Annotated in this window: 17 protein-coding genes and 2 pseudogenes; 4 read left to right on the forward strand and 15 right to left on the reverse strand. The window is 47.7% G+C overall.

What is annotated here, in order from left to right; translation table 11 throughout:
• Nucleotides 1–99: 99 nt before the first annotated feature.
• From ACTWJ7_RS01470 to rpoE, 7 genes and pseudogenes are all read right to left on the reverse strand, one after another.
• Entirely contained in the window at nucleotides 100–1374 is a 1275-nt protein-coding gene (locus tag ACTWJ7_RS01470) for a radical SAM protein (protein WP_079345588.1), read from the reverse strand.
• Nucleotides 1375–1472: 98 nt separating this feature from the next.
• Nucleotides 1473–2797: pseudogene (gene rho, locus ACTWJ7_RS01475) on the reverse strand (transcription termination factor Rho).
• 469 nt (nucleotides 2798–3266) lie between these two features.
• Nucleotides 3267–4520: a UDP-N-acetylglucosamine 1-carboxyvinyltransferase gene (locus tag ACTWJ7_RS01480; RefSeq protein ID WP_024628779.1), complete on the reverse strand. Its 1254-nt coding sequence runs from the start codon at nucleotides 4518–4520 to the stop codon at nucleotides 3267–3269.
• A 149-nt stretch (nucleotides 4521–4669) separates the two neighbouring features.
• Complete coding sequence (gene fba, locus ACTWJ7_RS01485; protein WP_024628780.1) at nucleotides 4670–5524, reverse strand: class II fructose-1,6-bisphosphate aldolase; 855 nt, start codon at nucleotides 5522–5524, stop codon at nucleotides 4670–4672.
• A 259-nt stretch (nucleotides 5525–5783) separates the two neighbouring features.
• The gene (locus ACTWJ7_RS01490; protein WP_024628781.1) at nucleotides 5784–6170 is read right to left on the reverse strand and encodes a response regulator; all 387 of its coding nucleotides are present in this window, start codon (nucleotides 6168–6170) and stop codon (nucleotides 5784–5786) included.
• A gap of 218 nt (nucleotides 6171–6388) precedes the next feature.
• The gene (locus ACTWJ7_RS01495) at nucleotides 6389–7993 is read right to left on the reverse strand and encodes a CTP synthase (RefSeq protein WP_024628782.1); all 1605 of its coding nucleotides are present in this window, start codon (nucleotides 7991–7993) and stop codon (nucleotides 6389–6391) included.
• Between the two features lie 490 nt (nucleotides 7994–8483).
• Nucleotides 8484–9059, reverse strand: a complete 576-nt coding sequence (gene rpoE / locus ACTWJ7_RS01500) for a DNA-directed RNA polymerase subunit delta (RefSeq protein ID WP_079345582.1) — start codon at nucleotides 9057–9059, stop codon at nucleotides 8484–8486.
• Between the two features lie 462 nt (nucleotides 9060–9521).
• Here rpoE and ACTWJ7_RS01505 point away from each other — a divergent pair, with 462 nt between their 5' ends.
• Complete coding sequence (locus tag ACTWJ7_RS01505; RefSeq protein ID WP_079345578.1) at nucleotides 9522–10679, forward strand: S8 family peptidase; 1158 nt, start codon at nucleotides 9522–9524, stop codon at nucleotides 10677–10679.
• A gap of 244 nt (nucleotides 10680–10923) precedes the next feature.
• Here the strand turns inward: ACTWJ7_RS01505 and argS are convergent, their stop codons facing one another.
• From argS to speE, 7 genes are all read right to left on the reverse strand, one after another.
• Entirely contained in the window at nucleotides 10924–12603 is a 1680-nt protein-coding gene (argS, locus tag ACTWJ7_RS01510) for an arginine--tRNA ligase (protein WP_285080731.1), read from the reverse strand.
• Nucleotides 12600–13025, reverse strand: coding sequence for a DUF1934 domain-containing protein (locus ACTWJ7_RS01515; RefSeq protein ID WP_079345574.1), 426 nt, complete (start codon nucleotides 13023–13025; stop codon nucleotides 12600–12602). The genes argS and ACTWJ7_RS01515 overlap by 4 nt, the downstream gene beginning before the upstream one ends.
• A 265-nt stretch (nucleotides 13026–13290) precedes the next feature.
• Nucleotides 13291–13584 carry a DUF6171 family protein gene (locus ACTWJ7_RS01520; protein WP_301881177.1) on the reverse strand — a complete coding sequence of 98 codons (294 nt, stop codon included), beginning with the start codon at nucleotides 13582–13584 and terminating at the stop codon, nucleotides 13291–13293.
• Nucleotides 13585–13588: 4 nt separating this feature from the next.
• On the reverse strand, nucleotides 13589–15070 hold the full coding sequence (locus ACTWJ7_RS01525; RefSeq protein ID WP_301881178.1) for an alpha-N-arabinofuranosidase: 1482 nt from the start codon (nucleotides 15068–15070) through the stop codon (nucleotides 13589–13591).
• A 216-nt stretch (nucleotides 15071–15286) separates the two neighbouring features.
• Nucleotides 15287–16474 (reverse strand): WD40/YVTN/BNR-like repeat-containing protein, encoded by a 1188-nt coding sequence (locus ACTWJ7_RS01530; RefSeq protein WP_301881179.1) that lies wholly within the window; start codon nucleotides 16472–16474, stop codon nucleotides 15287–15289.
• 924 nt (nucleotides 16475–17398) lie between these two features.
• Nucleotides 17399–18268, reverse strand: coding sequence for an agmatinase (gene speB / locus ACTWJ7_RS01535; RefSeq protein WP_024628791.1), 870 nt, complete (start codon nucleotides 18266–18268; stop codon nucleotides 17399–17401).
• Nucleotides 18269–18282: 14 nt separating this feature from the next.
• On the reverse strand, nucleotides 18283–19110 hold the full coding sequence (gene speE / locus ACTWJ7_RS01540) for a polyamine aminopropyltransferase (protein ID WP_090905341.1): 828 nt from the start codon (nucleotides 19108–19110) through the stop codon (nucleotides 18283–18285).
• 413 nt (nucleotides 19111–19523) lie between these two features.
• Between speE and ACTWJ7_RS01545 the strand changes: the two genes are divergently transcribed.
• The gene (locus ACTWJ7_RS01545; protein WP_301881180.1) at nucleotides 19524–21602 is read left to right on the forward strand and encodes a transglycosylase domain-containing protein; all 2079 of its coding nucleotides are present in this window, start codon (nucleotides 19524–19526) and stop codon (nucleotides 21600–21602) included.
• 136 nt (nucleotides 21603–21738) lie between these two features.
• On the opposite strand, the gene ACTWJ7_RS01550 is transcribed toward ACTWJ7_RS01545, so the two are convergent.
• A complete protein-coding gene (locus ACTWJ7_RS01550) occupies nucleotides 21739–22242 on the reverse strand; it encodes a YwhD family protein (RefSeq protein ID WP_079345562.1) in 504 nt (167 codons plus the stop codon).
• A gap of 100 nt (nucleotides 22243–22342) precedes the next feature.
• On the opposite strand from ACTWJ7_RS01550, the pseudogene ACTWJ7_RS01555 reads away from it, so the two are divergent.
• Both ACTWJ7_RS01555 and ACTWJ7_RS01560 read left to right on the forward strand, forming a co-directional pair.
• Nucleotides 22343–24331 (forward strand): annotated as a pseudogene (locus ACTWJ7_RS01555) (M1 family metallopeptidase).
• 10 nt (nucleotides 24332–24341) lie between these two features.
• Nucleotides 24342–25184, forward strand: a complete 843-nt coding sequence (locus tag ACTWJ7_RS01560) for a hypothetical protein (RefSeq protein WP_301881181.1) — start codon at nucleotides 24342–24344, stop codon at nucleotides 25182–25184.
• Nucleotides 25185–25360 lie beyond the last annotated feature (176 nt).

Raw genomic sequence — 25360 nt, forward strand, 5'->3', positions numbered from 1 at the left:
TTTCACCTCTTTCCGCCCTGAGCCTCAAGCGGACCCAGAGTAAATGGCACAACATCGAAGATTATAACACGGCCTAATGCCAGTTGCAATCCATTATTGTCAAGAAGTGATCAGGCGTTTTGGACGTGCCATTCCGGCTGGCGGAACATGCGTATACGAGCCGATAACGACATCAGGCAGCTCTTCCTCAAAGATCTCAATCATTTGCTTCATGCCCAAAATATCACCTTGAGCTGGAGGAATTAATTCCAGATAGCTCTCCGGGTCAATATTGAGGTTACGCATTTGAATAAGACGCAATTCGGTTCTGCGAGCAAACTCAATCATCGCTTCAATCTCTTCCTCACGATCCGTTACTCCCGGGAAGATCAAATAGTTGATCGACGTATATACACCCTGGGAAGCAGCGTATTTCATCGATTTTTCCACGTTGGCCAGTGTATATCCACGAGGTTTGTAATAAGCATTATAGTGATCATCCAATGCACTGATTGTACTTACACGCATTAAATCAAGCCCGGCATCAACAATACCTCTCATGTGATCATTCAAACCGGCATTGGTGTTAATGTTGATATATCCCATGTCAGTTATGGAGCGCACTTCACGAATGGCTTCAATAATCAATTTGGCCTGCGTGGAAGGCTCGCCTTCACAACCTTGACCAAAGCTGATAATCGATTCCGGCGTCTTCAAGTGCTCCAGCATGACTTCAACGATTTCGTCCACTCGCGGACGGAAATTCATCCGGGTCTGCGGGGAAACGAAGCCACTATCATCCGGTTGTTCAGAAATACATCCGAAACAACCTGCGTTACAGGAATAAGATACCGGAACGCCGCCTTCCCAACGATTCAGGAAGGTATTAGACGAAGTCAGACATTCATACCCGAGCGCACAATTGGACAGATGGGTATAGAGGCGATTTTCAGGATATTGCTTCGTTAAACGTTTAACACCCGCACGTACGTCATCTCGATCACAGTTCAACGGATTCCATTGATCTGGGTGATCCGACATCCGGGCAGTGACGTAAAACTCACCATCTTTCCATACAACAGCCGAGTAACCGAACAACGGCAGTTTGTACTCCTTATCCGTCTTTACATACCCTGGCAGACACAACCGAGTGAATCCTTGCGGAAGCAAAGCCCCAACCGCCTGTGTGTCGCTAGGCATTGGCAGCATCTCGCCAGTATCCGGGTCCATACCAATCGGACGTGTACTCGGCAGTCCAACCAGCGTTGCACCTTCCGGCAAAGGAATCAGCTCATCCTCCATAATTTCGACGATCATATCTCCACTGCGGGCAAGCCCGTACAGGGAAGGATGATCAAATACATTACCTTTTTCATCTGCGTATACTAAATACATGATGTTCTCCTCACATCTAATAGGTTAAAGCCAAACGACGAGTATATTGTTATTCCTGCAGCAGCGCTGCAAATTGGAGTTAAATCAACGACGTAATTCTAGGTAGTTGTACCGGAAGCCGCAGTCTGTCTTGGCGAGCGCCGAGTCGTAGTCTGTCCGGAGTTACTTGTCGGACTGTTGCCAGCTGTATCAAATGCCGCCAAGAACTCAGCATTCGTTTTGCTATTACGCAGTTTTTTCAGGAAGCCTTCGACAAAGTCGTGGGAATCGTTCATGTTTTTACGGATCGCCCAGATTGTATCAAGCTCTTCCTTGCTCAGCAACACTTCTTCGCGACGTGTACCGGAACGACGAATATCGATAGCCGGGAAAATACGACGCTCTGCCAGCTTGCGATCCAGATGAAGCTCCATATTACCCGTACCTTTAAATTCTTCATAAATAATATCGTCCATACGCGATCCCGTATCAATCAATGCTGTAGCCAGAATCGTCAGGCTTCCACCCTCTTCCACATTCCGTGCAGAACCGAAGAAACGTTTCGGGCGATGGAATGCTGCCGGGTCAATACCTCCACTAAGTGTCCGTCCGGACGGTGGGATAACCAGGTTGTATGCACGAGCAAGACGCGTAATGCTATCCAGTAAGATAACGACATCTTTTTCGCTTCAACCAGACGCAGCGCACGTTCAAGCACCAATTCCGCAACCTTGATATGGTTCTCAGGCAGCTCATCAAACGTAGAAGCCACAACTTCCCCTTTAACCGAACGCGACATATCCGTAACTTCTTCCGGACGTTCATCAATCAACAGGACAAATAGTTCAATTTCTGGGTTGTTGGTTGAGATGCTGTTGGCGATTTCTTTGAGGAGAAGTGTTTTACCCGCTTTGGGAGGTGCTACGATCAATCCGCGCTGTCCCAGTCCTACCGGGGCGAGCACATCCATAATGCGTGTGGACAAATGGTTAGGGGATGTTTCGAGAACCAGTTTCTTCTGCGGGTACAATGGGGTTAATGCCGGGAAGTGAAGTCGTTCCGCAGCCGCCGATGGATTCTCACCATTTACAGCGTTAACTTGCAGCAAACCGAAGTATCGCTCGTTTTCTTTAGGTGTTCTACACTTACCTGAGACGAGGTCACCTGTTCTTAGATCAAACTTACGAATCTGTGAGGCTGAGATGTAGATGTCTTCCGTACTTGGCAGGTAATTGATCGGACGAAGGAATCCGTAGCCTTCAGGTAAAATTTCGAGCACACCTTGCATAAACATTAATCCGCTCTGTTCAGCCTGTGCACGTAATATGGCGAAGATCAATTCTTTCTTTTTCAATGTGCCATAGTAGGGAATTTGATATTTTTTGGCCAGTTTGTAGAGGTCCGTTAGTTTCATTTCTTCCAAATCGGAAATTTGTAGATCCATATAATAACCACCTATTCAATTAATAAGTCCGTGAAATGGATAGTTTCGCTTGATGTTCCGGCTATAAGAGCAGCATCGTTCTGCAATTCTCTTCTGTCCATTGTACGGAATGTTACCGTTATAATGCAAATACTTGTCTTTGAGTGTAAGTTTCCGGGCGGGATGGCCAGCATTCGGCAGGATCCGCTAGTGAGTGAACACGAATACATGAGGCGTTCGATCCGGGCAGACCGGCTATGGAGCGCAGTTCAAACAAAACCGGGGTTTGGGGAAAAGGAAATGATGTTCTTACAGCCATATGAAGTCTGACTCAAAAAAAGACCCTCCGGTAAAGGAAACAGGAACATTTCGTCTTATCCCGGAGAGACTGAGAACTCTATTAAAACAGGTTTGCCCAATTATTGTAAGGATATGCAGCTCTGTCAAAATAATCACTTTAATGCCGTAAAACTCGCCATTCCATACAGAATTAATCTGTTTCTCGCCACACATCTGCACCTAGCAGACGCAGGTTGGTTACTAGATGATCGTACCCACGATCGATAAATTCAACGCCAGTCACTTCGGTCACACCTTCACTGACGGTGAGACCTGCGATCACCAGCGCTGCACCAGCGCGAAGATCAGATGCTTTTACCTTGGCCGCATTCAAAGCACTGCCTTCAATAATAGCTGAGCGCCCTTCGACACGGATCTTAGCGCCCATGCGTACCAACTCAGGAACGTGCTTAAATCGGTTGCTATATACAAAGTCGCTCAGGACACTCACACCCGTTGCCTGTGTCAAAACACTGGTCATCGGGGACTGCAAATCCGTCGGGAAACCGGGATAGACAAGTGCCTTAACGTCTACATGATTGTATCTCGGCTTGCCAATGACACGAATACTTTCGTCGAGCTCTTCAATGCCAACGCCCATTTCCAACAACTTCGCCGTTAAAGCCTCCAGATGTTTGGGAATCACATTGTCAATCAGAACGTCGCCACGCGTCGCAGCCGCAGCGATCATATACGTGCCCGCTTGTATCCGGTCCGGAATGATGGAATGACGGCAACCCTTCAGCTCCGACACACCTTCAATACGGATCGTTTCGGTACCGGCACCCTTGATGCTGGCACCCATTGAATTCAAAAGTGTTGCTACATCTATAATCTCAGGCTCTTTAGCCGCGTTTTCGATAATTGTAGAGCCTTTGGCACGAGTAGCCGCCAGCATGATGTTAATGGTTGCACCTACACTGCTTACATCCAGATAAATCTTTGCTCCACGCAGCTCTTTGGCATGCAAATGAATGGAGCCATGTTCATTCGTTACGGTTGCGCCAAGCGCTTCAAACCCTTTGATATGCTGATCAATCGGACGAGGCTCAAAGTTGCAGCCTCCTGGTAAACCAATGGTTGCTTCTTTAAAACGCCCAAGCAGTGCTCCCATCATATAATACGAAGCACGAAGCTTCTTCACGGGACCATTCGGCATCGGAATGGATTTAATATCGGAAGGATCGATCTTCATCTGACTGCCTTCCCAATGTACACGAGCACCGAGTTCCTCCAAAATTTCTGCATAAACCGCCACGTCACTCAAAAGCGGCAGGTTGTCCAGCACGACTTCTGACTCGGCAAGCAATGCTGCAGGAATAAGCGCGATGGCGCTGTTCTTGGCGCCGCTTATAGTTACAGTTCCCTGTAACGGACGTCCGCCACTAATCATTAATTTTTCCATAAAGCTTAATGTCCCCCTACGTGTTTTGCAGCCGGTTAACGGCAATACGTGCTGTTGGCTTTCGATGTAGAAATAAGGCGTGAAAATGGAAAGACACCGGCTAGGCGGTGTTCTTTCCACTTACACTGTATGGAACTGGTAAAGACAAATTACGCTTTGTTGTTAGAACCAAACTCGCGAATTTTACCTTTAACGGTTTCTTTGATTGCATCACGGCCTGGTACGATGAACGTACGTGGATCGTAAGCATCTGGTTTAGCTGCAAGCACTTCGCGAACTACTTTGGAGAACGAAATTTGGTTCTCAGTGTTCACGTTGATTTTGGAAGTACCCAGGGAAATGGCTTTGTCGATATCATGTTTAGGGATACCTGTACCACCATGCAGTACCAGTGGAACGTTAACTGCATCGCGAACTTCTTCCATTTCTTTGAAGCCCAAGTTAGGCTCGCCATGGTAAGGACCGTGTACGGAACCAAGAGCTGGAGCCAATGTGTCGATACCCGTTTCTTTAACGATACGTACACACTCGTTCAGGTCAGCGTACATGATACCACCGATAACGTCGTCTTCTTGTCCACCAACAGTACCTACTTCGGCTTCTACAGAAACACCTTTAGCGTGTGCATATTCAACAACTTTTTTAGTCATTTCGATGTTTTCATCGATGGAGTGGTGGGAACCGTCGATCATTACGGATGTAAATCCAGCATCGATCGCTTCTTTACACTTATCAAAGCTGGAACCGTGGTCCAAGTGAATAGCAACTGGAACGGTGATTTTCATGTCGTGAATGAGTCCTTCTACCATTTTAACTACTGTGTAGAAACCGCTCATGTGACGAGCTGCGCCTTCGGATACGCCCAGGATTACTGGGGATTTCTCTTCTTCAGCAGCAGCAAGAATCGCTTGAGTCCACTCAAGGTTATTGATGTTGTATTGACCAACTGCATATTTTCCTTCGAGTGCTTTGTTCAACATGTCTGTCATAGATACTAATGGCATGGTTTCAATCCTCCTAGGGGTGTTGGGTTGTGTCTATGGTTTTTAGCCGAAATCACATACGGGCTTATTATACCACATCCCATGTCAAATACTAAACAAGCATTTGCAAAAATGCTGTGCTTTGCAGCACAGTTTTCATAGACACAGCATGATGGCGTATCCATTTCCAATATTCCCCGATACCAGACTGAAATACCCTTCATGCCTACCCACAGACTCTCAAAGCTTCACACGCAAAAAAATCCTGTATTCACAGGATTCAGCTGCACTTATTCGCAGTATCATTTCGAAGCTGCATATTGACTGCCACTCGCATTTCATCGATATCAAACGGTTTCGTAAAGTGCATGAGCGCTCCAAGATCCGTAGCTTCCTTGATCATGTCCAGTTCACCATAAGCCGTCATCATGATGACTTTGATATCCGGATCAATTTCCTTAATATGTTTCAGAATTTCCAGGCCATCCATGCCCGGAATCTTCATATCGAGCAGTACAAGATCAGGTTTGTCATTATTTACTATCTCCAGGGCAATCTTCCCATTAGGCGCTTGGAACGTATTATATCCTTCGCTGCTGAACACTTCCATTAACAGGATTCGGATACCATTCTGGTCATCGACAATTAACACTTTTTTATTTTCCACTGATTAACCTCCTAGAATTAGGAAAGCATGTACGTCTGAATCTGGATAACAATCCCATAGTCGTCATGATAAGTATTCTACCTCCCCATTGAAATCCTGCTTACATCGTAAAATGCCAAAAACCATTTTCTCTTATCTCGACATATTAAAAAAGGATGTTCCGGCATCCTTATCGGTTGCCAAGAACATCCTTTTATTTATAGCTTAATAATCAGTGCTTATTTTCCAACGCTCTCCAGAGAAGCTTTTACAAACTCACGGAACAACGGCTGTGGACGGTTCGGACGGGAAGTGAATTCCGGGTGGAATTGTACTGACAGGAACCATGGGTGACCCGGAAGCTCCACGATCTCAACCAGACGTCCATCCGGGGATGTACCCGATATAACCAAACCGGCTTTTTCAATCGCTTCACGGTATTCATTGTTGAACTCGTACCGGTGACGGTGTCTCTCATAGACCAATTCATCATCGTAACAAGCCATTGCCAGGGAACCTTCTTGAAGCTTACAAGGATACAGACCCAGACGCATTGTTCCACCCAGGTTTTCGATATCTTTTTGTTCAGGCAACAAGTCGATTACCGGGAACTCCGTAGCTGGATTAATCTCAGAGCTGTTCGCTCCAGTCAAACCAACGATGGAACGTGCATATTCAATAACAGACACCTGCATACCCAGGCAAATACCGAAGAACGGAATTTGTTTCTCACGGGCATAACGAATGGCAGATACCTTACCTTCGATACCCCGATCACCAAATCCGCCAGGTACGAGGATTCCGCCTACACCATGCAGCAGATCGCCTACATTCTCATCCGTGATATCTTCGGAGTGAATCCAGCGGATCTTCACATCAGCATTGGATGCAAATCCTGCATGAGACAAGGATTCAACAACACTTAAATAAGCATCATGCAAAGCAACATATTTACCTACAATGGCAATCTCCACTGTATGCTCCAGCTTGTTGATCCGGTCAACCAGCCCTTCCCACTCGCTCATATCCGGTGCAGGAGTAGTCAGCTTCAGGTGGTTTACCACGATCTCGTCCAAACCTTCTTCACGCAGATTCAAAGGCACTTGGTACAATGTGTCTGCATCACGGCATTCCACCACTGCGTTTTCATCAATGTCACAGAAGAGAGCGATCTTGGCTTTCATGTCTTTGGAAAGCTCATACTCTGTACGGCAAACAATAACGTTTGGCTGAATTCCAATGCTGCGCAATTCCTTCACACTGTGCTGAGTTGGTTTGGTTTTCACTTCACCAGCAGCCTTGATGTAAGGGATAAGTGTTACATGGATGTACATGACGTTGTCACGACCTACATCGCTCTTGATTTGACGAATAGCTTCCAGGAAAGGCAAGCTCTCGATGTCACCCACCGTACCGCCAATCTCCGTAATAACGACATCCGAACCCGCTTCACGTCCTGCGCGGAATACACGCTCTTTGATCTCGTTCGTGATGTGTGGAATGACTTGTACCGTTCCGCCCAGATATTCCCCGCGCCGCTCTTTGCTGATGACGGAGGAGTATACTTTACCAGTCGTGACGTTGCTGTTTTTGGAGAGGTTGATGTCAATAAAACGTTCGTAGTGGCCAAGGTCAAGATCCGTTTCCGCGCCATCATCCGTTACAAACACCTCACCATGCTGATAAGGACTCATTGTTCCCGGGTCGATATTGATGTATGGATCAAATTTTTGAATGGTTACCTTCAACCCTCGGTTTTTCAGCAATCTGCCCAGCGAGGCAGCCGTTATCCCTTTGCCCAGGGAGGACACAACTCCGCCCGTCACGAAAATATACTTTGTCACTGTTATTACCCTCCTAATATAAGTACGGAATTCAGGCGATATATGGTATTATCGTAACCCGTTTCCCAGGTAATCATCGTTAAAAAGAGCAATGGCAGAAATTCCCTGCATCTGCGAACTGCTCTTTCATGCGAAGACCGTTTGTAAACAACGTTGTTCTACAGCGTAGAATGGTGCAAACCTTCCGGAAGCCATTACCCAGATCTGTCCCAAAAAGAGATCATTGGATCAGTGAATTTGGTGTTTTGGATATACAAAAACAGACCACGGATTGTTGGCCGGGAGCATGCGGAATTCAAATCATTTTGCAAAATTCTGCCTCTAAAAATACAAAAAAAGTACTCCCGCAGGACGGGGCACTTTTTATAAAAAACATAAATATTTTGTCGCTCATTCATAAGCCCATGCAATAGTTTACCCGTTACCCCGTCTGCTGTCAAGGTTGACAATGCGGGGAAAATGGGTAAACTATCGATGTCAAAAATGACGGTTACTTATCGGAATCGTCGTCAAATTCAGCCTCGTCTTCAGACTCTTCTTCTTCGTCTTCATCGAGGTCTTCCTCTTCCAAATCGTCATCTTCAACCAGAACTTCTTCATCGCTATCTTCTTCGTCAAAGATGTCGTCTTCGTCATCATCATCGTCATCATCATCTTCGTCCTGATCATCATCAGAATTATCGAAGTCTTCGTCGCTGTTGTAGCTGTCTTCCTCTTCGCCGAAGTCCTCATCTTCCAGATCATCGTCTTCATCGTTGATAATGCGCGGACGCTTCGCACCCGTCATGGTATCTTCCGATCCAGCTACCGGATACCAGCGCTTCAAGCCCCACAGACTCGTACCGACGCAAGCAAAACGGCCATCGATATTAATCTCGGTATATAGCTGGGCGATAAACTCGTTGATTTCTTCATCAGTCATTCCGCGCTGTTTAGCTACCTCATTCATCAAATCACGGTAGTAATACGGCGTATTGGCCGCTTTCAGCACCATAAAGGCGAGGTCCACCAAAGGAATCTCTCTGACCTTTTCTTTATCAATTTTCAAATTGAGCGAGGTACTCACTGACAGACACTTCCTCTCACACATAATTCACTTTATATCCCTACGAACTGGAACGTTACGTATAACATATCCATTAACAAACCTAAGTAAAACCTATTTAGCGTTAAAAAGCAAGTTTTTATGTATGGATGTCTCATAATTCCAAGAAGCGACTTTTAAACGAGCAATATACAGACTGTAAGAGACAACTAACTGGCGGGCACATCATCTTTAGGTCAAAAATGGCAGCATCATATAAAAAAGACGGAGTCCCCTCCGCCTTCTGACTGTATACCCTTGAAGGATCGCTCCTCCCAGGGTCCCCGCAAGAGCCCTCTAGCCCTCCATCCATCATATGTCCCTTCGCCCGTTTTGACACGAAGAGAATGTGTTTTTGTAAAAAAAGGGCAGGTTCCCCATGCGGCGAGATGAACGCATTCATAGAATACCTCAGCATGTTCATCCCGAAGGGGGCTGCCCATTATGGACTATACTGGTTTTCTACATCAATTGGTTGAAGGAATGCAACGTCCCGAACCAGAACAGGGGCGGCGATACCTAATTCGGTTCGCCAAACCGAAGCAATATGAAGCCTGCCTCGTGGAACTGTCGCGGATGAGGAATGAATTTACTGATCTTAGTGCGGTCCGCTCCTCCCGGCTGGCCCGCTCCATTATCGCCCCGGTGCATGACCCGGAAGAACTATATCGCTACAGTGATGACATTACGGTAGAAGAAGACGCGTCCATTTCATTGCATGCCGCCACCGCGCTACACAGTAAACCGAGCAGCGTTCAGGGCGTACCTTGGGGCGTAAAGCAGATTCGCGCTCCCAAAGTATGGTCCGTTTCCACAGGGCACCGGATAAAAATCGGTGTAATTGACACAGGTGCCGATTATCAGCACCCTGATCTTCGCTATTCGCTGGCACGCGGAATCAATCTGTTAAACCGCAGCCTGCTTCCTCATGATGATAACGGTCATGGCACCCATATTGCCGGAACCATTGCCGCAGCTAATAGTACGGCAGGCATGATCGGTGTAGCTCCCCGCTCGCTGATCTATCCGGTGAAGGCGTTCGACCATAATGGCTCGGCCTTTGTGTCAGACATCGTGCTTGGGATCGACTGGTGTGTGCGCAATCGGGTCGATATCATCAATATGAGCTTTGGCATGAAAACGCGCAGCAAAGCATTGCTTGATGTCGTGAACCGTGCGTATCAGGCCGGGATCGTCATTGTCGCTTCGTCAGGAAATGACGGCAAACGCCGCAGCATTGATTATCCGGCACGTTATCAGCAAACGATATCGGTCGGTGCAACCGACAAAAACCGGCGGATTGCCTCGTTCAGTAACCGAGGCGCATTCGTCGATGTATATGCGCCAGGGGACAAAATCGTCTCCTCCTGGGTGCAAGGCAAGCACCATGAGATGAGCGGCACCTCCATGGCGACGTCGCACGTCAGTGGCGCCATAGCGCTCCTGCTTGCAAAGCATCCTGGCCTGTCGCCAGCCGAGATCAAAACGCTCGTGAAGCGCTCGACCGTTCCGCTGCGCGCACGCAAGACCTCCACCGCGAAGAGCAAAATACGCGGTGGCGAGATCGACGCCCTCAAGCTAATGCAGGAGGGCGGAGGGTAAGGAGCGTCGGCTGCCGCTGGGGCCGCCCCGTGAAGCATCGCTAAGCGCAGCACTGCCGCGCGGTGTGATGCTTCATGGCGGTAACCATAGCGGCAGCCGGCGCTGGCCTTAAGTGCCTCGGGCCGTGTAACCATGGCCGCGGGCACAGCAAAAAGTCTCCATGTCCACGCTGCATTGCAGGCGCGTGGTGCATGGAGACTTTTTGTCAAAGCCATAGGGCGGCTGAGCACCGCCAAGGCTTGAATTACATTTTGTCCGGTGCGGACACGCCCACCAGACGAAGCGCTGTTGCGATGACGGTGCGTACAGCACCGATCAGCGCCAGACGCGCCTGCGTTTGTCCCGCGTCTTCAGTAATGACGCGCTCCGCACGGTAGTAACTGTGGAACAGGGATGCCAGTTCATATACATAACGAACAATACGATGAGGCGCATATCCCGTAGCAGCAGTCGCGATTTCTTCAGGCAGCTCACCCATTTTGCGAAGAAGGTCATATTCATGCTCCGTTGTCAGCTTCGAAAGGTCGATCTGTGACAATGGCAACAGCTCAATGCCTTGTTCTTCTGCCTGACGGTACACGCTGCATACCCGAGCATGTGCGTATTGTACATAGAATACCGGATTTTCATTAGACGTCGAAATGGCGAGGTCCATGTCGAAGTCCAGATGAGAATCCATGCTGCGCATGGTGAAGAAGTAACGAATGGCATCGATGCCTACTTCGTCCATCAGATCTTCCATCGTTACTGCCTTGCCTGTACGCTTGGACATCTTCACTTTCTCGCCGTTCTGGAACAAGCTCACCATCTGTGCAATCAACACGACCAATTTCTCCGGATCGTTGCCGAGTGCTTGCATGGCCGCTTTCATCCGTGGAATATAGCCGTGGTGGTCCGCTCCCCAGATGTTAATCATGGTGTCATATCCACGCGCATATTTATCACGGTGATAAGCGATGTCTGGCGTAAGGTACGTGTACGTACCGTCATTTTTAATCAAAACGCGCTCTTTGTCGTCACCATACTGCATGGTTTTCAACCAAGTTGCTCCGTCTTGCTCATAGATTTCATTACGATCACGCAATTCGTCAAGCACACGCAGCACTTCTCCGTTATCATACAGTGAAGTTTCGCTGAACCAGATGTCGAAATTGACACGGAAGCGATTCAAGTCACGTTTGATCTTGTCCAGCTCTTTCTCCAGACCGAAGTCACGGAAATAGGCAGCACGGTCACCCGGATGCATGGACAGCAAAGAATCACCCTTCTCGGCTACCAGCTCCTTGGCAAATCCTTTGATATCCTCACCGTGATAACCGTCTTCCGGCATCTCTGCATCTTGGCCCAGTTCTTGCAAATATCTAGCTTCAATGGAGCGAGACAGGTTAAACACCTGGTTACCGGCATCATTAATGTAGTATTCACGTGTTACATCATACCCGGCATAGTCGAGGATGTTACAAAGCGCATCACCAACAGCCGCTCCACGCGCATGGCCCAGATGCAGGCTGCCTGTCGGGTTGGCACTGACAAACTCCATCTCGACCTTGCGCCCTTCACCCACATTGATTCTTCCATAATTCTCGCCCTGCTCATGTACAAGCCCCAGCACAGGATAGAGATAGCTCTTGTCCAATTTGAAGTTAATGAATCCTGGTCCGGCAATTTCCGCCTTCTCGATTCCAGCTTCAGTCAGATTGAGATTGGCAATAATCTCTTCTGCAATCTGGCGTGGATTACGCTTGGCAATCTTGGTCAGTTGCATAGCGGCATTGGTCGCCAAATCGCCGTGTGTTTTCTCGCGTGGTACTTCAAGGGTAATGGTCGGCAGGTCCTCCTGCGCAACAATGCCAGCAGTAACAATGGCATTGCCGATAGCTGTACTTACCCGTTCGTTAATCGTATCTAATGGATTACGTGTCATGAAATTGGTTCCTCCTGTATATGCAAACTTATCGCGAAATGTCCGGATTCTTCGTCAAAGCGGTAAAAGTCGTAGCTCCACGCTGCGCGTGCGCTCAATCCCTGAATGGAAAGTTCCAGCTCCTGTGTATGCGTGGACAAGGCAAACGACATATACGGCGAGCGGTAAAAACCAGGGAGCTTGCGGCCTAGTTCAAACGTTTGCTCCGATTCCACCTCGCCATGACGTATAATCTTGATGGATTGTCCGCCCAGCTTCAATGTTGTTCGGGTAATACCGCCCTCGGGTCCGGTCTGTGGTTCTTCATACCGTACATAGAGCACAGATCCTTTCAACACGGCTTCACCCTGCATTTCCTGCAGTACATCTTCACCTTCATAACGGCTGTGCAGCCGGATCTGAACCGGTCGCATGTTCGACATGAATGTTAACCTCCATTATATTCGAGGCGACGCAAAATCAGGCACGGCCGGTGAGAACAGCCCTTCCTGTATTGTTGTGCCGCTATACGCGCTCATATTTCCGGATAGCTCGCTATCCTAAACTCTACTGTATAACTATATCCAGTTCACCCGCTCAATTCAAATCCAAATTCAGAGTTTTTGCCCATCAGCGCCAAAAAAAGCAGAGCCACACCTGTAAAGTGCAGCTCTGCCTTGCTTCATTAATAAGGAAATACGTTCCGTATCAGGTCCATCGCGGCTCATATGGAAATGGACAGGTCGACTCTACCAGCTTGGCGCGCACCTGTACGAGACAGCCACAATAGCGACAGGTCGTGCCGTACTGTAAAGCTGGACAATGGGAGCAAATGCTCATACGCCGCTCATATTCACTATCCTCGACTGCCGGACGTGAGCGTGAAGCCAACGCCACGAGCCGCGCCATCTTGGCTTCACTGATCTTTACATCATATTGATCATTACATCCCTTGCATGGTTGCTGCTTTCCGATATGTCCACCTGTCACAGATGCTTCCATTGGATCAGCCCTTTACAGCGACTACTCCAACAGAGGCCGGAGGCAGCACAAAACGCAGTTTGTTATTTTCGAGTGTAATACCCTTCCATTCCGCAGGTTGAACCCGATCCGGCTGTTCAAATGTGTTGAACGCACCATAATCTGCATGATGTAGAATCTGTCCCGATACAGAAGCAGCATCCGCTGATTCGATGTGACAGACCACTTCAAGCTCATCCGTATGACTAAGGTTACACGCTGTCACATGAATAATTCCATCATTGCTGCGAGAAGCCGACAAACTTAGTTGAGGGATGGTCTCGTCCCCGAATGTATATCCAGGACTCTCATAGTTCAGCTCCAATCGCTGTGCGTCCATATGCACCTGATACATATCGAACACATGATATGTAGGCGTAAGCAGCATCTTATCTCCTTCAGTCAGAACGAGCGATTGGAGAACATTAACGATCTGTGCCAGATTGGCCATGTGCACTCTTTTATTGTGTGCGTTAAAAATATTCAGGTTGATCCCGGCAAGTACGGCATCTCGCATCGTATTTTGTTGGTACAGAAATCCCGGATTCGTACCCGGTTCAACGTTATACCACGTTCCCCACTCATCCACGATAATACCGACTCTGCCCTCAGGGTCGTATTTATCCATAATCTCGGAGTGCTTCACAAGTAACTCTTCCATATATAGCGTCTTTTTCAACGTTGTGAACCATTCGGCTTCTCCAAATCCTGTAGCCTCACCTTTATCCGCCCACTCACCTGTTGGAATGGTGTAATAATGGAGGCTGATTCCATCCATAAAACGACCGGCCTCCCGCATTAATACTTCCATCCAGTCGTAGTTGTGATCGTTTGGCCCACAGGCGATTTTATATATCTCATTTCCGGAATAATTACGTACATATGTCGCGTAACGACGGTACTCATCTGCGTAGTATTCAGGACGCATATTACCGCCGCAACCCCAGTTCTCGTTCCCGACACCAAAATATTTCAGCTTCCATGGCTCTTCACGGCCGTTGCTCTTCCGCCAGTTCGCCATTGGAGATTCCCCATCAAACGTGATGTACTCCACCCATTCCTGCATCTCCTGCACCGTACCACTTCCCAGATTGCCACTGATATACGGCTCTGTACCGAGCAGTTCACACAATCTCAGAAACTCATGCGTACCAAAATGATTGTTCTCTTCTACCCCGCCCCAGTGTGTGTTGATCATGCGGGCGCGCTCACTTTTTGGACCTACGCCATCTTTCCAGTGGTATTCATCCGCAAAACAACCGCCAGGCCAGCGAAGCACTGGAATATGAAGCTTTTGCAGCGCAGTCAGCACATCGTTACGGATGCCCTCCGTATTCGGAATAGGTGAATCCTCTCCTACCCACAACCCTTCATAGATACAGCGTCCCAAGTGCTCGGAAAAGTGACCATATATATTACGATTTATTAATCCTTGTTCCGAATCAGCCTTTAAAATAACCTCAACCATAATTTCAACCTCCTAAAAGTAATTGTTATCGCTTACAATAACGTGTTTTTGAACAGGATTCAACCGTTTTTATTTCAACACAAACAAGCCCATTCCGGCTTCACTTGCCCGGAAAAGGCTTGTTTGTTCATGTCGGCCTCATCAGGCCAAATAAGTTAAGATTTACACTCTTTTAGATTGAAATCGCCTTAAAATTATTCCATGGCATGACGCCATTTACTCGTTTTCAGCGGGCAATAACATTTTTTTCTTCCATGTTGTTCCATCATCTGTCGTCTCATAAATCGCAGGAGAATTGTTGCTTGTTACGACGAGCCAACCTGTTTTGGCAGAAGGGAACGAAATGCGGGAGCTATAACCTGGATCCTTCAGGTCAATATTTTTCCACGTGGAACCTGCATCATAAGAACGTCCAATCCCTACTTTGCCTGCTGCAGGTGATCCTCCTGAGAGATAGGCCGTCTGATTACCGATCAACGCCATGTTCCCTGGGTGACCCCCTGGTTCTGCGGGACCTTTTCCGTTCCCTGTGCTGCTTGCACCTGGAGCCGGACCACCACCTGCTGTAGATTGAGCGAATACCTGTCTCCAATTCTTGCCCTCATTCCCGCTTGCATAGAGGGAATACGATTGCTGGGACATTCCTGCGTCGCCATACAGAAGGGCCCATACCTGGTTACCGCTTGCGTATAAGTCTCCACCGCTCCAGGTTGTTGATGCCACCTTCAACGATTGCGTCCAGTTCTTGCCGCTATTACTTGTCTGCATGATACGGTAACCCGAACCAGGAGCCACGACAATGGCATAACCTTGCTTCTCTGTCGCAAACACAGCTCCGCGTGTATTGGCTGGTGTAGAGATGGGGCTCCATGTTGCACCCCCGTCCTTTGTCATATATGCCCCATTATAGGTGTACCCAAAGCCTTCATTTTTAGTGCGAAAATCAATTCGCTTAAATTGTAAGCCACCAATATCCATCCGTGTCCAGTGTGATCCACCATCTGTTGAGCGGATGAGATACGTCGTAGGAGAATTCTTCACCTGAGCCAATGCAAATCCATTCACATTATTCGGAAAATCAAGTTGTGTGAACTGCCATTGACCGGTATAAATGGACTGCCACGTACAGCCTGCATTCGAGGTACCGATCAGGAATCCCTCGCCAGCAGCCCGTCCGGTTGTATTGTTTAAAAAGTCGATATCCGTAAATTGCAGTCGCTGGTCTTCCACACCACTGCCCTTTTTCAACGTAGCTGTTAATCCATGATCTCCACTTCCACACGTTGGGGAGGATGCAGCGTTAGCGCCTGGTAGTGTATGTACCGGACCAAGTCCCCAAGCCAGCGTTATCGATAATGCGAGTGCGCCGATCCGTTTCCATGTCATTCTGCTCATTGTTGTCATTGTGACACCTCCTTCTATGGTTTTACCCCATTTTGCAGGATTTAACGTAACAATTTGTTTATCCCGCGTGACATTATTGCAATAAAAAACACTCATGCCCACATTTTGTATCTCATGGGCATGAGTGGTTCATCATTAATCTCTACTACGAGCCGATTTAAATGGGATATGTCTTAAAAGCAATAATCACAAAAGTGATACTTAAAATCAGGCACAGGACAAAATGCAATTTATTGTATTTAAGTGTCTTGATGCTAAAGGCAACATATAACATAGCGAGATTAGCCAGTATTAACGTTAAATTGATGAACAAAGTCATTGTTAATATAAGATTGATGGTAAATATCATAAGTACCGCTATAAACCATTTGGGATACATACTCAATTGAGCCCGGATTGCATGCATAACAAAACCCCTTCCCTCTATTTCCATATTATACATAAATATTAAGATAGAGTCATCCCGAATAAGTGTTTTCTGCATGACACACGGGTGTATTTATATATACAACAAACGGTAGAGGCATGGGAACGTACGTGCTATAATCGATGTTATGGACTTGAATTGCAAGCGAAAACCCACCTCATAAGGTTGACAGCCTGACGGTGGGTTTCGCTTGAATAGCAATATTTAATTCATGCACGCCGTGGCAGTCCACAGCCTTTCGGGGTCCTAAGAGTCTTTACCGTTGGCGCGGTGAAGGCTCTTTTTTATATATGGTCAAACCCAATCACCATATACTTCACGAATGTAATATATCAATGAATATATTACTGAATACTTTTGTAGTCCGTATAACATCATCCAGAAATGAGGTTCAATCAATCAAGTTTAAGAAACGATCATAAAAAAACGCCCTCTCCTACGCAGGCTTTTAACCCGGCGCAGACAGAGGACGCTGTTATTTTACTGTTATTTTACTATTACTTCACAAATCCAAGCAGCATTTCACGGATCATCTTCGCAGCCACAATTTGTGTCTGTTCCGTAGGATCGTAAATTGGTGCCACTTCCACCAGATCACAACCCACTACATTTACATCTGATCCTGCAATCATGTGGATGGCTTCAAGCAGTTCCTTGGACGTAATACCGCCCGCTTCTGCTGTTCCTGTACCCGGAGCCGCGGACGGATCAAGCACGTCGATATCAATTGTAACGTATACCGGACGGTTACCCATTTTCGGAAGAGCTTCCTTCATCGGAGCTGCCACTTCAAATGGATAGAAGTTGATGTTCTCCCGTCCGAATTGGAACTCTTCACGAGAGCCGGAACGAATTCCGAACTGATAAATATTTTTGCCACCCATCAGTTCAGCTGCTTTACGCACTGGTGTCGAGTGAGACAATGGCTCGCCTTCATAGTTTTCACGAAGGTCGGCATGTGCATCAATATGAATCAGGATAAGGTCGGGATATTTTTTGTACATTTGCTGAATGACAGGCCAAGTAACAAGGTGTTCCCCGCCGAGACCAATCGGGAATTTGTCGTCCGCCAGCAGGCCACCGATATATTCTCCGATGACTTCGAGACTGCGTCCTGCGTTACCGAAAGGCAAAAGCAGATCGCCGGCGTCAAAGTAAGTCATATCCACAATGCTTTTATCCAGGTAAGGGCTGTACTCTTCAAGTCCAACCGAAGCCTGACGGATATGGGAAGGACCAAAACGGGACCCTGGACGGAAGCTGACGGTGTAATCCATCGGCATACCATAAATGACCGCTTTGGAGTTCTCATAATCCTCTGAACTGCAAATAAACACGTTACCTGAATAAGCTTGATCCAATTTCATCTCAATAATCCTCCTTATTTCGTAAGGTCTTCCACGAATTTAGGAAGAACAAACGCCGCTTTGTGCAGACGTGGAGAGTAATATTTCGTATCCATCTCTGGAATCTGCGTCTCGTCCACCTCAAGCGGATTATGTTTTTTGCTCCCCATTGTAAAAGTCCACAGACCACTTGGGTACGTAGGGATATTACAGCCGTACACATGTACGATCGGGAAGATTTCTTTAACGTCCTTGTTTACCTTTTGGATCAGATCCGCTTTGAACCACGGGTTGTCCGTTTGAGCAACGAAGATCCCGTCCTCTTTTAGCGCTTCATAGATGCCTTGGTAGAAACCGCGCTCAAATAGCGGAGCAGCCGGCCCTACAGGCTCTGTGGAGTCAACGATGATTACATCGTATTCATTTTTATGCTCTATAATATGCATGTAGCCATCGTTCACCAGCACTTCGACGTTAGGCTCGTCCAACTTACCGGCGATTTCGGGCAGATACTTTTTGGAATATTCAATCACTTTCCCGTCGATTTCGACAAGAACTGCCTTTTCTACAGCAGCATGCTTAATGACTTCACGGATAACTCCGCCGTCACCGCCACCGACAACCAGCACCTTTTTCGGATTCGGGTGTGTGTTTAGCGCAGGGTGAGCCGCCATTTCATGATAAACGAATTCGTCTTTCACCGTCGTCATCACCATGCCGTCAAGCAGCAACATATTGCCGAATTCCTCGGTCTCTACCATAGCCAGATCTTGAAAATCCGTCTTTTCGCTTACATAGGTCTGCTTAATCTTCGCGGTGATTCCGAATGCGGGGGTCTGTTTCTCCGTAAACCACAATTCCATAATCTCTACCTTCTTTCCGTAAAGTTAATGATCAGCCATACCTGACAAAGCGCGGGTGCGCTGCCAGTTCGCCCAAGCACGTCCAGCGTTCGGCGCCATACAGCGTTATGGTTGCTGGCTGCGGGAAAGGTCCGCGTTTCACTACATTATATAGATTAAATTGACCAGAGCGTACAGAGCGTCTGAGTGATCAAATAATCACTGACAATGGTACTGTTCGATCTTCCTTGCCTGTTGTATGTTGTGCCGAACTGTTATCTTTCATTACCCTTTTGCATTATACGCGATTGACGTTTATACTGCAAAACGGTTTTTTTCTGCAAAAAAGCTATATTTTAAACCGTTAAACGGGATGATTGAATATCCATGTCACCGAATTCCCATACTGGAAAGAAAAGAAAGGAGCCCGTTCCATGACCCAACCAAGCCAAAAGACCCGCAAACGCGGGTTCCGCATATGGAAAGTCATCAAAAGTCTGACTCTGCTCGCTATTCTCGGCCTAATCGCCCTGACAGCAGGATTAGTCTACCTATACGCCACTAGTCTGCCGCTGGCTGACTCGGATCGCAATTCCAGACTGCTGGACAGCCAGGGCGAAGTCATTGCCACTTTCTCGGCGGGAGGCAAAGACTCGGTGCCTGTACAGTTAGGAGATATTTCACCTGACTTAGTCAACGCCACACTTGCAGTTGAGGACCGCAAATTCTATGATCATGTCGGCTTCGACATCCGAGGAATGGGACGGGCTGTACTCGTAAACCTGGAGCATATGCAGATGTCTCAGGGCGCAAGTACACTGACCCAGCAGCTCGCGCGCAACTTGTATTTGTCCCATGAAAAGACGTGGACCCGTAAAGCCAAGGAAGCCATGTACACGGCACAATTGGAGATGAAATACACCAAAGATGAAATTCTGCAGATGTACCTGAATGAAATCTATTACGGTCATGGTGCCTACGGAATCGAAGCGGCTTCGCGGATGTATTTTGGCAAATCGGCCAAACAGTTGACACTCTCCGAAAGTGCCATGCTTGCAGGAATTCCAAAGGGTCCGACGTACTATTCTCCATATAATCATATGAAGAACGCCAAGGATCGGCAGAAGGTTGTACTAAATGCCATGGCTGACATCGGCAAAATTACGCAAGCGGAAGCTGATAAGGCTTATGAGGAAATGCTCTCGTTCAAGCCGGAAAGTGAACGTAAAACCGTGGAAAGCGCCCCCTATTTCCGCGATTATATCCGGAATCTGGCCGTCAAGGAGCTGGGAATCAGCGAAGCGATGCTGGATCATGGAGGATTGAATATATACACCACGCTTGATCTGCGTGTGCAAAAAGCGGCGGAAGACGCCGTAGCCAAAGGCATGGATGCCAAAAGCGAGCTGGAAACCGCTCTGGTATCGATCGATCCCCGTACCGGATACATCAAAGCGATGGTGGGCGGCAAAAATTACCGCACCAATCAGATTAACCATGTACTGGCGACTACACGCCAGCCAGGATCTGCTTTTAAACCGATTATGTATCTGGCTGCCCTGGAATCCAAACAGCTCACCAGTGCTTCCATGTTTAAAAGCGAGCCAACCCTGTTTCATTATGACAATGATCGCAAAACCTATAAACCCGGCAATTTCGGGGATAAGTATTTAGGCGAGATTGATCTGAGACAGGCCATCGCCGCTTCGGACAACATCTACGCGGTAAATACGATTATGCAGATCGGACCTGAACAAGTGGTGAAGATGGCCAAGAATCTAGGGATTACGAGTAATATGAGCCCGGTACCCTCCCTTGCACTCGGAACCTCACCGGTTAGTCCTCTGGAGATGGCTTCCGCATTCTCCGCTATTGCCGCAGGTGGACAGCGAACACCTCCTGTAGCCATTCTGCAAGTGACGGACGCCGCAGGACGAGTAATCTATGAAACACCTCAGACCAAGGCTGAGAGGGTCGTTGAACCCGCTGCTGCTTATGTATTAACACGGTTGATGGAGAGTGTGTTCGAAAATGGCGGAACAGGCAATCGGGTATCTGCAACCATTAAACGGCCTGTCGCTGGCAAAACGGGGACAACGAATACGGATGCCTGGTTAGTTGGCTTTACCCCAGAGCTCTCCACAGCTGTCTGGGTCGGTTACGATCAGGGCAAAGCCATCTCCACATCCGACGGGCGTCGTGCGGCACCTATGTTTGCCCAGTTCACGGAACAGGCTCTTGCCAGTGTTCCACCGAAGATCTTCACCGTACCGGATAACGTCGTCAGTGTATATATCGATCCCGAATCCGGCAAACTGGCGGGCAATGGCTGCGCCGAGAAACGGCTGGAAGTTTTTATTGATGGCACAGAGCCGACTGAGGTCTGTCGCAGCGCTTCAGACGATTCGGGTTCAGAGGATGATAAAAACAGTCGCGAAGTGCAGAATCAGCAGGGAATACAGGAAGAGAAGCATTCATGGTGGAAGGATTTCAAACGCTGGTGGGTGGAATGACCAAAGTGACGTAAATACGTAATGACGCAATTACGTCACTCCAAAATTTCCAGTTTCAGCACAAAAGCAAAAGCCCCGAACCGATCATCTCGGTCACGGGGCTTTTGCTTCTTTTTGAACGGCTTTTTCACATTAATTAGGCAAGCGCTTCTTTCAATTCATCTGGAGAAGCGTTCCACCATTCTTCGTTATGCGTAATCAGCAGTTTTTTGAGTGCTGCGCGATCCTCCGGTCCAAGATCATCCAGCATGAACCGGCGCTTCATAGCATAATCCATACGATTCACATGTTCGGCCAGCAGTTTCCATCCACGACGCGCTTCTGTATCAATCCACATCTCACACGCGGTTGCTCCACCATAGAGCTGCCCCTGTTCGTTACGGTCCACAGCTACCCATACCAGCCATACCTGGCGTCCATTGGGTACGTCCTCACGATTGGTGGAGAATTTGATGTTGCGCTCTACCTTACTCTTCGCATGCATTGCACCAATATCGATCTTAGCTTCTCCGTTATCAATAATAACTGGAGACAGGTTGTTCAGATCAATAGAGCCTGCACCGAAGCCTTTGTGTTTGCTCTTTGCACTAACGATATTCAAGGCAATCTGTTTTTTGCCGTTTTGCTCGTTTTGGTCCATTTTATAGCCTCCAAGGGTTGATACAAATATTTTAACTAATAATCGCCCCAATGCAAACATATACATGCTGTAGATGCTTGTCAACGGGAGGTATTTAACGATGATTCCACGACGCGCCAAGAGCTGGCTCACCGCAATTATAGCCCTGTGTGTAATTGCCGGGGGATATGGCTTGGTCTGGGTACCACACGCTCCATTCATTCTGACTTGCCTGCGCTCGCCCCGGAATCGGGCAAGCCTACGGCACCCGTCAAAACCCAAACATCTCCGGAAAGTATACAGACACCTACCGCTGAAGTGTTCAGCAACCGCGTAGTGGAATATCACATGGATGTGAAGCTGGTAGACGGAAATGTATTACAAGGGACTCAGACGATAACCTGGACACATCCAGGCAAGAAAACCGTCAGTGAGCTTTATTTTCACATGTATCCCAACGCCTTCTCTTCTGCCGACACCACCTTTATGAAAGAATCCGGGAAAGCTTCGCGGCGATGTTATGCCCACGGACGGTTATGGTTCCATGCATATTACAGAAATGAAAACAGAGGACGGGCTTTCCCTCCTGCATCGGATGCAATATGTGCAGCCGGATGACGGAAATATGAAAGATACTACCCTAATTAAGGTACGGCTGCCCAAACCTGTTAAAGCCGGTGAAAGCATCACGCTTCACACCCGATTCGAGGTCAAGCTGCCGAAAATTTTTGCCCGCATGGGAACAGCAGATAACTTTGTTATGGCAGGCCAATGGTTTCCTAAACTTAGCGTATATGAGCCAGTAGGCACACGTGGTCGAACGTCCGAAGGCTGGAATTTGCATCAGTATCATGGCAATTCAGAGTTTTATGCAGATTTCGGTATCTATAGTGTACGTATTCGGGTACCGGAAACATACAAGGTGGCTGCTACAGGATTCCCAACCCAGCAAGCTGTGGTGAAGAACGGCGAAAAAATCTATCAGTTCTATGCCGATGATGTACATGATTTTGCCTGGTCAGCCTCACCTGATTTTGTTTATGCGGAAGAGCCCTTCTCTGCTCCTAATGTGCCTGGCGTTCGAATCAAGCTGTACCTCGACCCTGCTCATGAGGATCTGAAGGAACGTTATTTCTATGCAGCCAAAGCAGCACTATCCAATTATAGCAAATGGTTTGGCCCTTATCCGTATTCTACACTGTCCATCGTTGTCCCGCCCAAATCGGGGAATGGTGCAGGGGGAATGGAATACCCTACTTTGGTCACTGCCTTCGGTGCGGATGATTCCGCTCCTGGTTACGATCTGGAACGCACGGTTGTGCACGAGATTGGACATCAGTATTTTTACGGCATGGTCGCCAGTAATGAATTTGAAGAGGCTTGGCTGGACGAAGGATTCACCTCCTATGCGGAAGACAAACTGATGGAACAGGAATACGGACTTATCCCGAATCTGCCCGTACAATCAGGTCTCATTACTTCCCCAGCTCCACTGACACAAGACTCCTGGAAGTTTGATTCCCAGAATCATTATGCAGCCAACGTATACACAAGAGGCAAGCTTGTATTACTCGGGATCGAGCAGCAGGTTGGTGCTAAAACGATGGAGCGCATTCTCTCGACCTATGTGAAGAAATACCGCTTCAAACACCCTACTTCTTCTGATTTTCAAAAGGTCGTGGAACAAGTGACCCGCACGTCCTGGTCGGATTATTTTGAACAATACGTGTACGGAGACGGCATGGCTGACTTTGCAGTGGAGAAGATTAAGGTCACTCCCGTCCTGAAAGACGGTCAAACCTTGTACGAGTCGTCGGTTACAGTGCAGAAAAAAGGCAGTGAATATACGAAGGTGCCTGTTCGAATTATGTTCGAGGATGGGAAAACCATGACGAAAGAATGGGATGGTAGCAAGGAGCGCATTACCTACAAATTGACCTACACTTCCCCGGTTTCCTGGGCGATGACTGATCCGCTATACACGATCGTGCTGGAGAACCATCATATGAACAATTTTCTGAAAGCCGGACTGGATGAGCCAACCAAATCCCGCTGGAGTATGAGCGCAACCAAACTTATAGAAGCTATATTCGGAAGTCTGTCATGGTGAGGTGGATACAGTGAAAGCGAAAATACGTGAAGGCTGGTTTCTCGTCCGTCAGCATATGTTCATTGCGGCACTCTTATTTCTCTATCAATTAATATGGGGATACTTTCTTTATCGGATGGTACAGTCAGCTGTAGTCCCGCTTCTCCTGCGTTATCCTGAACCTGATGCCGGGGAGCTAAGTACGATTCTATTCAAAATGGAGAGCCAGCTTGGTCTGTCAACAAACCCGGAGGTCCATCGCTATTTATGGATTCTAGGGGCTATGCTGCTGCTGCGGATGCTAATTAGCCCACTCATTCAGGCAGGGCTGCTCTACTCACTCCAGCATTTTAATCATTCGGAAGAGCGCGTTCCATTCATTCGCGGCATCAAAAATTTGTGGAAACCGATGCTGTTACTTCACACGATTCGAACCGTATTGCTGCTGCTGCCGGCTTATTGGCTTGCACCGAAGCTCTATTCCATCTTTATGGATGGCTTTCATTCCCTCCAACTGCTCTTGCCGGGTATTCCCTATGTTGCTGGTTGGATTGTATACGGGTGGGTAATACATCATGCCCTTCTCTACATGCAGTTTGGGGTCTCGGCTCCTGACGGGGAAGGCGGAGCCCGTGGTACGTTCCAGGCCTTATGGATTGCTCTGCGCCAAATCATCACTCTGATCGGTATTGCGACCCTGCTGGGCGGTCTTCATCTGCTGGTCTTTGTTGCCTTTACCTCAGCTTCATGGTTAGTAACAGGCTTAACCGGCCTTATACTACAACAAACGTACCCACTTGCCCGGTGCTTGCTGAGTCTGTGGAAAATATGCGCCCATTTCCGGTTATGGCAGTCCAACTCGGTCAAGGAATAAATTGAACGATCAAAATTGTTACTATCTCTATGTAAAGTTAAGTTCATCAAATGCCGTTAAACAAGCAAACCTCGACCTTTCCCCGTCAAAGGTCGAGGTTTTTTTTGCTAATTTTGTTGCTAAACGTTGCCAAAGTGATATACCTCTGTTACAATAATCGCAGTGAGTTTTTAGTA

The organism is Paenibacillus sp. 1A_MP2 (assembly GCF_052244825.1).
Taxonomy (GTDB): domain Bacteria; phylum Bacillota; class Bacilli; order Paenibacillales; family Paenibacillaceae; genus Paenibacillus; species Paenibacillus vandeheii.